This is a genomic window from Pseudomonas brassicacearum, from assembly GCF_918698105.1.
Taxonomy (GTDB): Bacteria; Pseudomonadota; Gammaproteobacteria; order Pseudomonadales; family Pseudomonadaceae; genus Aquipseudomonas; species Aquipseudomonas brassicacearum_F.
Window position 1 is genome coordinate 24,384 of the sequence record NZ_CAKKMI010000061.1, and the last position, 12,987, is coordinate 37,370.

A 12,987-nucleotide genomic window follows, 5' to 3' on the forward strand; every position below is an offset into this window, starting at 1 on the left:
CTTGCTCCCGCTTGAGTGCGCAGCGCTCACAAAAGGGGCCGCTGCGCAGCCCAGCGGGAGCAAGCTCCCTCGCCACAAATGCCCGAGGATTTCGGGCGCGGCCGTCATACCTGCACCTCTTTCCCATCAGGCCTGGCAAACCGGCGCCCCAGTCGATCGAAATACAGGTAGATCACCGGGGTGGTAAACAGCGTCAATACCTGGCTCACCAACAACCCACCGACCATCACCAAGCCCAGGGGCTGGCGCAGTTCGGCGCCGGAACCGGTGGCGAACATCAGCGGTATTGCGCCGAACAAGGCCGCCAGGGTGGTCATCAGGATCGGGCGGAAGCGCAGCAATGCAGCCTGATAGATCGCCGTCTGCGGGTCCATGCCCTGGTTGCGTTCGGCGTCGAGGGCGAAGTCGATCATCATGATCGCGTTTTTCTTGACGATGCCGATCAGCAGGATGATGCCGATGATCGCGATCATGCCCAGGTCATTGCCGCTGAGGATCAAGGCCAGCAAAGCGCCGATGGCCGCCGAAGGCAAGGTGGAAAGAATGGTGATCGGGTGAATGTAGCTTTCGTACAGCACGCCCAGGACGATGTACATGGTCACCACCGCCGCCAGGATCAGCAGCAAGGTACTCGACAGCGACGCCTGGAATGCTTGGGCCGCGCCCTGGAACTCGGTCTGCACGCCCAGCGGCATGCCGATGTCCCGCTGGACCTTTTCGATCACGTCCACCGCATGCCCCAGGGCCACGCCCGGCGCCAGGTTGAACGACATCATCACCGCCGGGAACTGGCCAATGTGGGCAATCGCCAGTTGCGCCTGGCGTTCTTCGACCCGGGCCAGGCTCGACAGTCGCACCTGCCCGCCGTCGGTTGTCTTGACGTGAATCTGGTCCAGCGCCTGCGGCCCGATCCGTTCCCCGGCCTGGGCCTGCAACACCACGCGGTACTGGCTGGCCTGGGTGTAGATGGTGGAAATCTGCCGCTGGCCGAAGGCGTCATAGAGCGCATCGGTGATGTTCGACACCGAGACGCCCAGGCGTGAGGCTGCGTCGCGGTCGATCACCAGGTAGACCTGCAGGCCCTTGTCCTGCAGGTCGCTGGCCACATCGGTCAGCTCCGCCTGTTGGGCCAGGGCTTCGACCAGGCGCCCGCTCCAGAGGCTGAGCAATTCGGCGTCCGGCGACGACAGGCTGAACTGGTATTGGGTCCGGCTGACCCGGTCTTCGATGGTCAGGTCCTGCACCGGTTGCATGAACAGGCGAATGCCCACCAGCCGATCCAGTTGCGGCTGCAAGCGGGCAATGATCTCGCTGGCGCTGTCGTCCCGCTCGCTGTGGGGCTTGAGGTTGATCAGCAGGCGACCGCTGTTGAGCGTGGCGTTGTCGCCGTCCACACCGATGTAGGACGACAGGCTCTGCACCGCCGGGTCCGCCAGGATCACTTTCGCCAGTTGCTGCTGGCGCTCGCTCATGGCGGCAAAGGAAATCGATTGCGGCGCCTCGGAAATACCCTGGATCACCCCGGTGTCTTGCACCGGAAAGAACCCCTTGGGCACGGCCAGGTACAGCACCACCGTCAACACCAGGCTGCCCACCGCCACCAGCAGGGTCAGTGGCTGATGCTTGAGCACCCACTGCAACTTGCGTCCGTAGGCGGCGATCAACCAGTCGATCCAGGCACCGCTGGCGCGGTAGAAACGGCCCTGCTCTGCCTCCTTGGGTTCACGCTTGAGCAAGCGGGCGCACATCATCGGCGTCAGGGTCAGGGACACCACCAGGGAAATCAGGATCGCCACCGCCAGGGTGATGGCGAACTCGCGGAACAACCGCCCTACGACATCGGCCATGAACAGCAGCGGAATCAGCACGGCGATCAGCGACAGCGTCAGGGAAATCAGCGTGAAGCCGATCTGTTTCGCGCCTTTGAGCGCGGCCTGCAGCGGGCTGTCGCCCTCCTCGATGAAACGGGCGATGTTCTCCAGCATGACGATGGCATCGTCCACCACGAAGCCGGTGGCAATCGTCAGGGCCATCAGCGTCAGGTTGTTGATGGAAAAACCGGCCAGGTACATCACGCCGAAGGTGCCGATCAGCGACAACGGCACGGCCACCGACGGAATGATGGTGGCGCTGACGCGACGCAGGAACAGGAACGTCACCATGACCACCAGCACGATGGCGATCAGCAATTCATGCTGCACGTCGGTGACCGACGCGCGGATGGTCTGGGTGCGGTCGGTCAGCACGGTGACATCCAGGCCGGCCGGCAGGTTGTCGGTGATGCTCGGCAGCAGCGCCTTGATCCGGTCCACCACCTCGATGACGTTGGCCCCCGGCTGGCGCTGGATATTCAGCAGCACGGCCTGGTTTTCGTTGGCCCAGGCGGCAAGGCGTTCGTTTTCGGCGCCGTCGACGATCTGCGCGACGTCCTTGAGCCGCAACGGCGCACCGTTGGCGTAGGCCAGGATCAGTTCGGCGTAGTCCTTGGGCGAGGTCAACTGGTCGTTGGCGTCGAGCATCGAGACCCGGGTCGGGCCGTCGAAGTTGCCCTTGGGCTGGTTGACGTTGGAAGCACCGATCAATGTGCGCACGTCCGCCAGGTTCAGGCCGTTGGCCGCCAGGGCCTCGGGGTTGACCTTGATGCGCACGGCCTGGCGCTGGCCGCCGGCGATGGTGACCATGCCGACGCCGCTGATCTGGGCGATTTTCTGCGCCATGCGGGTGTCCACCAAGTCGTTGAGCTTGGGCAGCAGCATGGTCTTTGAGGTGATAGCCAGGGTCAGCACCGGGGTGTCGGCCGGGTTGACCTTGTTGTACACCGGCGGCGCCGGCAGGTCCTTGGGCAGCAGGTTGGTGGCCGCATTGATCGCGGCCTGCACCTGCTGCTCGGCGACGTCCATGTTGATGTCGAGGTTGAAGCGCAGGGTAATCACCGACGCGCCACCGGAACTGGTGGAGGCCATCTGCGTCAGGCCCGGCATCTGCCCGAACTGGCGCTCCAGGGGCGCGGTCACCGCGCTGGTCATCACATCGGGGCTGGCGCCCGGGTACAGGGTCATCACTCGGATGGTCGGGTAATCGACCTGGGGCAATGCCGACACCGGCAGCAGCCGATAGGCGATCAGGCCGGCCAGGATGATCGCCAGCATGCTCAGGGTGGTAGCGACCGGGCGAAGGATGAACAGCCGCGAGAGATTCATGCGCCGCCCTTTTTCGCCTTGTCGGCCGCAGCCGGTTCAGCGGGCACCGCCGCGGACTTGCCCTGCAGGTGCTCGGTCGGCGTGGTGGGCACTTCCTGGCTGTCGCTGACCACTTCCACTTCACTGCCTTCCTTCAAGCGATCGGTGCCTTCGAGTACCACCCGGTCACCGGCGGCCAGGCCTTCGGTGACTACGGTGTTTGTACCGTCGCTGGCGCCGATCTTCAGCATTTTGAGGGTGACCTTCTTGTCGCCATCCAGGGCATAGACGAAGGTGCCATTGGTGCCGAACTGGACGGCCGCCGTCGGCACCAGGGTCACGCCTTTGAGGGTGTCGGCCAGCAGGCGAACATTGACGAACTGATTGGGGAACAGCGACTGGTCGCGGTTCTCGTAGCGGGCCTTGAACTTCAAGGTGCCGGTGGTGACATCGATCTGGTTATCCAGGCTTTGCAGCACGCCGCTGGCCTGCAGCTTCACATCGCCGCGGTCCCAGGCCTCGACGGGCAGTTTCGCCCCGCTGCGATACCGGGCGAGCACCGTGTCGAGGTTGTTTTCCGGCAAGGTGAACACGACGCTGATGGGTTGGGTCTGGGTGATGACTGCCAGGGCCGTGGTGTCGTTGGCCGCCACCAGGTTGCCGGTGTCCAGTTGGCGCAGGCCGACGCGCCCGGAGATGGGCGCGCGGATCTTGGTGAATTCGAGGTTGAGCTTGGCGTCGTTGACCGCTGCCTGGTTGGTCTTGACCGTGCCCTGGTACTGGCCCACCAGCGCCGCGGCGGTGTCGAGGGTCTGCTTGGCAATACTGTCTTCGGCGTACAGGCCGCGATAGCGCTCAAAGTCTACCTGGGCATTTTTCAGCTGGGCCTGGTTCTGCAACAGCGTGCCTTCGGCCTGGAGCAAGGCGTTCTGGTACGGACGCGGGTCGATCTCGGCCAACAAGTCCCCGGCCTTGACCATCTGCCCTTCTTCGAAAGCGATCTTGACCAGTTCGCCACCCACGCGGCTGCGCACGTTGATGGTATTGAGGGCCGTGACCGTGCCCAGCGCCTTGAAGTACAGCGGGAAATCCCCGGTCACCGCCGGCGCCACCCGCACCGGAATCGGCCCCGTCGCCCCACCGAACCCTGGCCGCATGCCACCCGAACGCCCCACTTGCCCCGCCGCGGCTTTATCCCCTGCCCCAGGCTTCTGCGCCGAGCCACTGGGCCAGAACTTCCAGGCCAGCGCCGCGACCACCAATACGATGAACAGGCCGAACAGCCAGCGACGGGAATTGCGGGAAACAGAGGATTGCATGGAGTGATCAACCATTGGGCGCGTGGACTTCTTTTACGGGAGGCTGAACGATAAGCACTGGCGGGTGTTTAGCAAAGCGCCTTTACCGGCAATTTACGTTGGGCTTACCTAGCACGTAGTCGGCTAACGCCTTGAAGCACAAAAGAAAACGGCCTGGACAGGGCCAGGCCGTTAACAATTGTAATAAATACCTTATTTCAGAACGGCCAGCGCAGCGTCGTAGTTCGGCTCTTCACCGATTTCCTTGACCAGCTCGCTGTGCAGCACGGTGTCGTTTTCGTCCAGCACCACCACGGCGCGGGCAGTCAGGCCTTTCAGCGGGCCATCGGCGATTGCCACGCCGTAGTCCTGGATGAACTCGGCACCGCGCAGGGTCGACAGGTTCTGGACGTTTTCCAGGCCTTCGGCGCCGCAGAAACGCGCCTGGGCAAACGGCAGGTCGGCGGAGATGCACAGCACCACCGTGTTGGTCAGGCCGTTGGCCTGGGCATTGAATTTGCGCACGGAGGTGGCGCAAGTCGGCGTGTCGACGCTTGGGAAGATGTTCAGCACTTTGCGCTTGCCGGCGAAGTCTTTCAGGGAAACGTCCGACAGATTGCCGGCAACCAGGGAAAAGGCTGGCGCCTTGGAACCGGCTTGTGGCAACTGGCCGTTGACTTGGACCGGGTTGCCTTTGAGGGTGACTTGAGCCATGAACGGATTCCTTCTGACAGGTTTGAAAATGATGAGGCCGGAGTTAACCACGAAATGCTTGCGCGACCTACCGCTGGACATAAAAAGACATGGTGTCGCCATCCTGTGTAGGAGCTGGCGAAGCCTGCGATCTTTTGATTTTTTGATCTTTTGATCTTTCGCTTGAGATTCAAATGTCTGGGGAAAGATCGCAGCCTCGTTGCACTCGACAGCTCCTACATCGCTCCTACATGGCTCCTGCGTGCTTCTACGCAGTGCGTACCGGAGCTATTTGGGTTATTTAGCCTTGAATTTCAGAAACGACTGATGCAGATCCGACGCCCAGCCATCGATGACCCCTTTGACGTCATCGGGCTTCATCACCTGGGACTCGTTGGACAACGGCTTGCCGGTGCCCTTGCGTACCACTTGGGCGACCACTGCGTTATTGCCTCCGTCGAGAAAGACCGCTTCGGTGCCCAGGGTGGTTTCCTGGTCGCGAATGCCGCTGGCCGTGCTGACAGCGGCCGCTACCAGCGCAATCGGGATCACCTCATAAGGTTTCAAGCCTTCGGTCTTGCTGCCGACAGCCGTGATGGCCGCCCGCATCACCAATACCCCCGGCCCGGGAGCTGTCGCCAGGGGCAGGGATTTTCCCGCTTCGCGCTTGAGGGCCTGGTCGTAATAAGCGGTGATACCCGACAGCGTGGCCTGGGGGATCTTCACGGTCGGCTGCGGCTTGGGGTAAAGCTGTGTCGGCTCGATATAGAGACTGGTGTATTTGCCCGGGTCGATCTTCGGATCGACCCAACGCATCACCTCGGCCCCGGACGGCGACTTCTCTTGCTTGAGCCGGCTGTAATCCCCCAGGAACCCGGAGTACTCATCCGGTTGGGTGACTTTGCTGGAGCAGCCCGCCAAGGCGAGCGAGGCAATGAAAACCGTGCCGATCATCGATGAAAACTTCATGCTGTCACTCCTGTAAGCCACACGAGGCGGGGCCGGAACTACAGGTATAGCCAATGGACAGGTTTTTGCCTGCGCTGTCATTCAGCCGCGTTCGCGTGGTATCAGGCTCTGCAACTGTTGTGCGAGGAAGTCGGCATCGAAAGCAAACGTGTCGGGGTCCTTCAACCCGTTGGTCCGGCGCCATTGCCATTGCACCGATGGCGGTTGGCAAACCAGGGAAATACTGCCGTGCCGGGTCGCCGCCAGGCCAATGATCGACAAGGAAATCTGCCCACCCGCGCCCATCACCTCCGGCACGAACTCCACCGGTCTACCGGTAATGGTCAAGGTCAGTTTTTCAGTCTTGAAACCGGATGTCTCTACCGGGGCGCTCGGCCCGTGCGCCACATAGGTTTCACGGCTCAGTTCCAGCAGGCCGAGCGCCATGACGGGTGCCAGCCATTGCTCGATTTGCCCGTACAACGCCTTGATCTGCTCTGCCCAAACCGTCGACTGGGCCTGGTGCAGTTGTTTCTTGTGCGCTTCGCTGTCGGCGTAGTGACGAAGCATCTCGCCCAATTGCTGTACATCGTCCATGGGCCGGTCCTCGATAAGGGAGTATTGCGAAGCGCGATGATGACAGGTTCAAGACGTTGGCGTACGTAAAAGCCCTCTTTGCCCGCGCGCGGGGGGCTTCAGCGCAACCGCGCCATGGCCAGGGTGTCCACCCAGCGACCGTCACGCACGGCGTAGTCGCGCATCAGGCCTTCGGTTTCGAAGCCAAACTTGCGGTACAGCCCGATGGCCGCTTCGTTGTCGGCGTACACCGTCAACTCGACCCGCCGCAGGTTCATCCAGTTGTCCGCGACGTCCAGCGCGGCAGCCAGCAGCATCGAACCCACGCCCTTGCCCTGCCAGGCGACAGCCACGCCCATGCCGAGGCTGCCGCAATGGGCACGACGCACACGTAAGAACTGCTCCAGCCCCAGGTTGCCGATGACTTCACCCTCGTACAGGGCCACCAGTTTCAATGAACGCTCGTCGTCCATCGCCAGGCGTTTGCGCCAGACTTCGGTGGACTGGAACGGCATCTGCAGCACCTGGCGAGTCACCGCCGGGTCGTTGTAGAGCGCGGTGACACCGGCGATGTGGGCTTCAGTGAAGCGAACGAGGGTGATCGATGATTCGGACATGCAGCTCCTCCCTGGAGACGTGACAAGGCCGACCACTATAAGCCACGCCAGGCGCTAGGGGGAACCTGTGGGAGCGAGCCTGCTCGCGAAGGCGGCGTACCTGTCAACATCGGGATTGATTGATCCACCGCTTTCGCGAGCAAGCTCGCTCCCACAGGATGATCGTGCTACCCGCTAGGTTTGGAACCAATCCCGGCGCTCATCCAGGGTGTGATGGATCAGTTCGCGAAGCATCTGCACCTCTGGCGAGCCTTCGGCCTGGGCGTTGAGGGCCATCCACAAGTGCCGCTGCATCGGCAGGCCGAACACTTGCGGCAATGCCACCAGGCCTCGGTCGAAACGACTCATGTACTGCGGCAACAGGCCGATGCAGGCGCTGCAGCGAATCATTTCCAGCATCAATTCGTAGGATTGCACCTGCGCCACACCGGCTCGGCGCTGGTCTATCAGGGCGTTCCACGGAGCGAAGCCATCCACGTCTCGGTCCGCCTGCCATTGCACCAGCATGTAGTCGTTCAGATCGTCCAGGCACTCCGGGCGCGTGGCCGGTCGTGAGTAGCGCTTGGCGATGTGCGGCACATAGTCCAGCCGCGCCAGTCGATCCGCCGGCAACGTGGCGAAGCTCGGCCCAGGCACCGACACGTGGGCATCGCTCAACCAGAGCACCAGGTCGGCGCTGACGGCTTGCAGCGCCAGTTCGCTGTCCAGGGTGATGATCTGCAGCCGCACGCTGGCGTTGCGCCGCAGCAACGAGATCAGGTCGCGTCCCAGGATGTCATGCAGAATCGACTCGGCCACGGCGAGGCGAATCAAGGGTTGATCGTTCAGCGGCGGCGCGCTTTCGTGAGCCAGTGTGATCAATCGCGCCTGCAACTGCCGGCCTTCACGAGTCAGGGTCAAGGCGCTGCCCTGGAAGCTGAACAGCGAGCGTTGCAGCCGCATCTCCAACTGCGCCAACTGCTTGCGCAGCCAGGTTGCCTTGACGTTGAGGCTGCGGGCCGCTTGCATGAAGCAGCCGCAACGGGCGCTGACCAGGAAACACTGCGCCACCTGCGGCTCGATACCGCCGGCCAATGTCAGCCAGGGATCGGGGGCACGCAACGGCGTGTGGTATGTGGTGACAGCCTGGCGTCCTGCGGGCTCGGTGAAGGTCATGGGTGACTCCCTGTCGGTTGTGCGAATACATGGGGCTGTGCAGGAGCTCTGTAGGAGCTGTCGAGTGCAACGAGGCTGCGATCTTTCCCCAAGCACTTGAGTCTCAAGCGAAAGATCAAGATCAAAAGATCGCAGGCTTCGCCAGCTCCTACAGGGCCCAGCGCGAGCTTGGGTGTAGACCTGCCTAAAGCCCCTCCTCCAGCACCTTGCTCAACTGCGCGCCGTCGATGCTCAACGTGGCCGTGTCAAGCATGCCGTCCAGGTAGGCCTTGGCGATCTGTTCCTGGCGCTGGGCGCGCAGGGCCTGGGTCAGGCGTTCGCGGACGTCGTCCAGGGTCGCTTCGCGGGCCGGCTGTTGTTCGGTGAGCTTGACGACATGGAACCCCGCCGGGCTCTGTATCGGCTCCGACACCGCGCCGACCTTCAGGCGCGCCACCGCCTCACGCACCGGCGGGACCAGTTGCTGCAAGGGCTGGAAACCACTGTCACCGCCGCGCTCGGCACTGGTGCGGTCCTGGGAAAAACGGCTGGCCAGGGCGCCGAACTCAGCAGGCGATGCCTGGGCTTTCTTGCTCAACTCCAACGCTTGCCGGCGCACCGCCTCCACGGTTTGCGGCTCGGTGGCGGCCAGGAAAATCTGGCTGACGCGGTACAACGCCGGCGCGGTCCAGTTGGCTTTCCCGGCGTCGTAAGCCTGCTTCAACTCGTCTTCACTGGGATACCCGGCGGGCACCTGGCTGACCGACTGCAAGTAGTCGCGAAACACAATCTGCTCAGCCGCCGCCCGCGTCTGGCGCTCCACCTCGGGCCGCTCGCGCCAGCCCTGGGCGTCGGCCTGCTCCAACACGGCTTTTTCCGCCAGGCGCGCACGGATCCAGCCTTCCAGCGCAGCCCGATTGCCACGCATTTGCTGGCGAACCTCGGGGGCCAGTGCGGCCAGCAAGGTCTTGAGTTCATCGGGGCTGACGTGCTGGTTGCCCAAGCGCGCCAGGCTCGGCGAGTCGGCCGTAGCAACGCTGACGGCCTGTACCGCGGCGACCGGATCGCTTCCCGGCCGCAGGCTCAGCACCAGCGCCACGGCGAGCAGCCCCAGTGCCGCGGCGCTGATGACGAAGGTCGGCTTCTTCACGATGCGACGGCCTCCTCCGCTGGCGCCTCGACGGGCTCGACCGGGGTTTGCAGGCGCGCCGCGTTCTGGCTGTATTCACGCAGGTAGACAATGAACTCCTGCAACAGTCGATCCCACAGTTCCAGGTGGCTGCGCAAATGGTCGGCGCTCACGCCTGCCGCGACCACCACGTCCATTTCCATCACCAGGAATTCGCCTTGCAGCGACAACCGGGCAAAGCGGCGCGAGGCGTTCCACAGCTCCACCAACCCAGCCGGCAACTCGCCCTGTACCCGCAAGGCGCAGCTGAAGGTGAAGTCCAGGTATTGGCCGGCTGTCGGCGCAGGATTACCCAAACGCACGGCAAAGCCGATGCCCTGGCTGGCGCTGAGCAGTTGCACGATGCCGTTCTGCTCGGTTTCGTTGACCCGATAGCCCGCGGCCTGCAACCACTCGGTCAGGGATTTTGTACCGACATGTTCAATCATTGAGGTCATGCTCGCTTCTTCCTTGTTCTGTTCAGTGAGAGATCGAGGCCTGGGGCGCATCGAAACGGTTCTTGTAGAGATCATCGCCAAAGCCCTGGGCCAGCTCTTCGAAACGCACCCGGGCCTTGGCCGCGAACGGCTGGCGGATCTTCATGATGTCGGTCACATCAATGGTTTCGTAGGCATGCAGCAGCGTCTTGGCGACTTCGTACATTTGCTGATTCTTGACCGAACATTGCTGCACTTGTGTGTCACGCTCGGTCAATTGCGCCTCCAGGCGGGCGCGCTCGGCCTCTTTGCCACGGGCCAGGGTCAACAGTTCTTCATAGGCTTTCTTGAATTTGCCGATCTGCTCGTTGCTCGCCGCCACTTGGGCCTGGGCCTGGCTTTGCAGGCTTTGCTGGTGCCCGGACAGTTGTTCGGCCAGGGCTTGGGCCTTGGTCAATTGCGCGGTCAACTGCTTGATCTGCGCCTGGGCTTCCTTGGCCTGGCTCTCGGCCGCCTGACGAGCGGCGCTGGCCTGGGCCTGCTCGCTTTGCAGGGTTTGCAACTGCGCGGTGGTGCTGCGCAGTTGTGCCCGCAGCCGTTCTTCCAGACCTTCGCCGTGCGCCACGCCACTGAGCAGCAGGCCCAGCGTCAGCAACGCCACCGGGCATGGGTATTTGGCTCGCCTTTTCATGAGGCCTCCCTGCGCTTAGAAGCGCGTGTTGATTTCAAGCTGCAAGACATCGATGTCGTACGGCGCGCCGTACACCGCTTCGGAACTCAACCAGCGACCCGTGGCGAAGACGTTGCTCGCCAGGCCATAGTTGCCGCCCAGGAAATACCCCTTGGCGTTGGTGCCGCCCAGATGGAATGACGAGTCGTTGAAGCCGTCCGGCAAGGCATCGGGCTGGATGTACTTGTAGCCGGCGAACAGGTTCCAGTCGCCCTCGCGCTTGAGCTCCAGCGAGTTGCCGAGGGTGAACTGGAGCATCCAGGCGTTGGCGCCGCTTTCCACCTCGCCACCGCTGTCCAGGTTGTTCGCGAATTGCCCGGCGGAACGCTTGCGCATTTCGCCCTCGTCGTAGCCCAGGTTGTGAACGTAGTGGGCCTGGCTGCGCAGTTTCAGGTCTTCGGGCAGATCAGTGTCCCAGGCAACATTCAGGTCCAGCAGGTTGAATTCCGAGGCCAGGCCGACGTATTGCGGCTGCGGCGTGGTGGACGGGTTGAGCGGATTGGGCGTGATGTCGCGCAGCAGGAACACAGTGTTGCCCTTCTGCATGAACGCCACGCGCGAACCGTCGCTGTCGCAGCCTGGATCACCGGCCCAAGGCTGGCACGGCGAAGAGCGCTGGCCTTCGATGTCGTCGAAGCGGTAATAGGCTAACGCGCCCTTGATCCGGTTGCTGTCGTTGATGGCCCAGTTGGCCCCCAGTTGCGCACCATACAGCCACTTGTTGTCGCTCTCTTCCTTGTCGCTGCCATTGCTGGTGCTGGTGTCGTTGGTGTACTCCACCGGGAATGCGCCGACGGTGCCGAACACGCCCCAGTCCTGATTGAGCTTGTGGTTGAAGTTCGCCGCCACGCCATCGAAGTTCAGATCACCGGAATACAACAGGTCGCTGGAGAAAAACGGGTTGGCGAAACGCCCGCCGGTCAGGGTCAATTCGTCCGATGGCTTCCAGGTCAGGTAGCCCTGGTCGAGCCAGATATCTTTCTTGCCAAAACCACCACCGAGGGTCTGGGTGGTGGACACCGGATTGTTGTCCGAGCCGGTGCCGATGCGGATACCCGCGGTCCATTGCGGGGCAATCACGGCCTTCATGCCCAGGCGGGCGCGCAGGCGGAACAGGTTCTCGCGGTCTTCACGGGTGTTGAGCAACGGCGGCAGGCTGGAGCTGCTGTTAGGGTTGACGTCGTAGGGCCCCTTGTCATTGAGCCGGGCGAAGTCGACGATTTCGTTGCTGTTGGTGCCCGAGTAATAGCGCGACTCATCCCGCAGGCGAATGTCGCCGTCAAAACTGATGCGCGAGACCCAGTCCGGGAAGGTGTTGGGCTGGGCCCAGTTTTCCTGCTTGGCGGTGGCCATGACTTCAGCCTTGACCTGGTCGCGGATCTGCTCACGCACGATGTTCGGCACGTATTGCACCCGCACGTCCCCCGGCGCACCGACCGGCGCTGCGGCCACCGCCGTGGCCGCCTGGCGGGCCTGCACGGCTTCCCGTTCAGCCTGGGCGATCAAACCATCGGCCTGGTCCTGTTTCAATACGCCCTGCTGCACCAGCAGGCGGATCAGATTGATCGTGGCGTTTTCCGAGGGCGCCGGGGCGGCGGCCGCGTGCCCGGCCAGGCTCAGGACCACCAGGCCGATCGCCCACGATAATCGATTCACATTGGAAATCATCTGCACACAACTCCTGTTGGCAAACTTTCAAATAGTCGGTTAACCCGGCCGCCGTCCCTGCAAGGACAAGCGCACGGGTAAAGTCAGGGAGGCCGGTGGCCGTTCACTCAAATGGGGCGCGGCACGCAGGGCGGAAATCACTTGTTCGTCCACTTGCCGGTTGCCGCTGGACTTGACCAGCTCGACCCGGGTGATTTCGCCCACCGCGCTGAGCCAGACATCGGCCTGCAGCGAGAACGCCAGGCTGCGCAAATCGGGGTTTTCCCGCAGCAAGCGCTGGAAGGTAAACGCCAGGAACTGGCTGTAGGTGCCATTGCCCAGGCGTCCACCCCCTGCCCCGGCCATGCCGCCGCCCTTGCCGGCGCCGATGTTGAAGGCGTCGTTGCCGGACTGGGCATCGCCGTCCATTTGCATCGGGTTCGCCAGGTCGTCCACCGGCGACGGCGGTGCTTCTTCTTCGGGCTTGACCTCTTCAGGCTCCGGGGTCGGTTCTGGCTCGACCACCTTCTCCTCGACCTGGGGTTCCGGCTCCTTGGGTT

At 63.0% G+C, this 12,987-nt stretch carries 12 protein-coding genes; all 12 read right to left on the reverse strand.

The genetic code is table 11. The features are described from left to right. Window positions 1-104: 104 nt before the first annotated feature. On the reverse strand, window positions 105-3,200 hold the full coding sequence (locus LQ215_RS21435; protein ID WP_230152483.1) for an MdtB/MuxB family multidrug efflux RND transporter permease subunit: 3,096 nt from the start codon (window positions 3,198-3,200) through the stop codon (window positions 105-107). Next, complete coding sequence (locus LQ215_RS21440; protein WP_230152484.1) at window positions 3,197-4,513, reverse strand: MdtA/MuxA family multidrug efflux RND transporter periplasmic adaptor subunit; 1,317 nt, start codon at window positions 4,511-4,513, stop codon at window positions 3,197-3,199. The genes LQ215_RS21435 and LQ215_RS21440 overlap by 4 nt, the downstream gene beginning before the upstream one ends. Before the next feature lie 177 nt (window positions 4,514-4,690). Further along, on the reverse strand, window positions 4,691-5,191 hold the full coding sequence (gene tpx, locus LQ215_RS21445) for a thiol peroxidase (protein ID WP_013693326.1): 501 nt from the start codon (window positions 5,189-5,191) through the stop codon (window positions 4,691-4,693). A gap of 276 nt (window positions 5,192-5,467) precedes the next feature. Next, window positions 5,468-6,139, reverse strand: a complete 672-nt coding sequence (locus LQ215_RS21450; protein WP_230152485.1) for a DUF3313 domain-containing protein — start codon at window positions 6,137-6,139, stop codon at window positions 5,468-5,470. Window positions 6,140-6,220: 81 nt separating this feature from the next. Beyond that, a complete protein-coding gene (locus LQ215_RS21455; RefSeq protein ID WP_230152486.1) occupies window positions 6,221-6,715 on the reverse strand; it encodes a hypothetical protein in 495 nt (164 codons plus the stop codon). 98 nt (window positions 6,716-6,813) lie between these two features. After that, window positions 6,814-7,311: a GNAT family N-acetyltransferase gene (locus LQ215_RS21460; protein ID WP_230152487.1), complete on the reverse strand. Its 498-nt coding sequence runs from the start codon at window positions 7,309-7,311 to the stop codon at window positions 6,814-6,816. A gap of 174 nt (window positions 7,312-7,485) precedes the next feature. Continuing rightward, the gene (locus LQ215_RS21465) at window positions 7,486-8,466 is read right to left on the reverse strand and encodes a LysR family transcriptional regulator (RefSeq protein ID WP_230152488.1); all 981 of its coding nucleotides are present in this window, start codon (window positions 8,464-8,466) and stop codon (window positions 7,486-7,488) included. Window positions 8,467-8,650: 184 nt separating this feature from the next. Then, window positions 8,651-9,595 carry a peptidylprolyl isomerase gene (locus LQ215_RS21470; RefSeq protein WP_230152489.1) on the reverse strand — a complete coding sequence of 315 codons (945 nt, stop codon included), beginning with the start codon at window positions 9,593-9,595 and terminating at the stop codon, window positions 8,651-8,653. Further along, a complete protein-coding gene (locus tag LQ215_RS21475; RefSeq protein ID WP_230152490.1) occupies window positions 9,592-10,071 on the reverse strand; it encodes a YbjN domain-containing protein in 480 nt (159 codons plus the stop codon). Before LQ215_RS21475 ends, LQ215_RS21470 begins: the two co-directional genes overlap by 4 nt. A gap of 22 nt (window positions 10,072-10,093) precedes the next feature. Continuing rightward, window positions 10,094-10,741, reverse strand: a complete 648-nt coding sequence (locus tag LQ215_RS21480; RefSeq protein ID WP_230152491.1) for a DNA repair protein — start codon at window positions 10,739-10,741, stop codon at window positions 10,094-10,096. A gap of 15 nt (window positions 10,742-10,756) precedes the next feature. Then, window positions 10,757-12,448 carry a putative porin gene (locus LQ215_RS21485; protein ID WP_230152492.1) on the reverse strand — a complete coding sequence of 564 codons (1,692 nt, stop codon included), beginning with the start codon at window positions 12,446-12,448 and terminating at the stop codon, window positions 10,757-10,759. Between the two features lie 39 nt (window positions 12,449-12,487). Next, a partial coding sequence (locus LQ215_RS21490) for an energy transducer TonB family protein (protein WP_230152493.1) occupies window positions 12,488-12,987 on the reverse strand: 500 nt, incomplete at its 5' end.

Excerpts from the sequence above, each read along its gene's own strand:
- LQ215_RS21435 (WP_230152483.1), bottom strand. The coding sequence starts at position 3,200 with ATGAATCTCTCGCGGCTGTTCATCCTTCGCCCGGTCGCTACCACCCTG.
- LQ215_RS21440 (WP_230152484.1), bottom strand. The coding sequence starts at position 4,513 with ATGGTTGATCACTCCATGCAATCCTCTGTTTCCCGCAATTCCCGTCGC.
- tpx (WP_013693326.1), bottom strand. The coding sequence starts at position 5,191 with ATGGCTCAAGTCACCCTCAAAGGCAACCCGGTCCAAGTCAACGGCCAG.
- LQ215_RS21450 (WP_230152485.1), bottom strand. The coding sequence starts at position 6,139 with ATGAAGTTTTCATCGATGATCGGCACGGTTTTCATTGCCTCGCTCGCC.
- LQ215_RS21455 (WP_230152486.1), bottom strand. The coding sequence starts at position 6,715 with ATGGACGATGTACAGCAATTGGGCGAGATGCTTCGTCACTACGCCGAC.
- LQ215_RS21460 (WP_230152487.1), bottom strand. The coding sequence starts at position 7,311 with ATGTCCGAATCATCGATCACCCTCGTTCGCTTCACTGAAGCCCACATC.
- LQ215_RS21465 (WP_230152488.1), bottom strand. The coding sequence starts at position 8,466 with ATGACCTTCACCGAGCCCGCAGGACGCCAGGCTGTCACCACATACCAC.
- LQ215_RS21475 (WP_230152490.1), bottom strand. The coding sequence starts at position 10,071 with ATGACCTCAATGATTGAACATGTCGGTACAAAATCCCTGACCGAGTGG.
- LQ215_RS21480 (WP_230152491.1), bottom strand. The coding sequence starts at position 10,741 with ATGAAAAGGCGAGCCAAATACCCATGCCCGGTGGCGTTGCTGACGCTG.
- LQ215_RS21485 (WP_230152492.1), bottom strand. The coding sequence starts at position 12,448 with ATGATTTCCAATGTGAATCGATTATCGTGGGCGATCGGCCTGGTGGTC.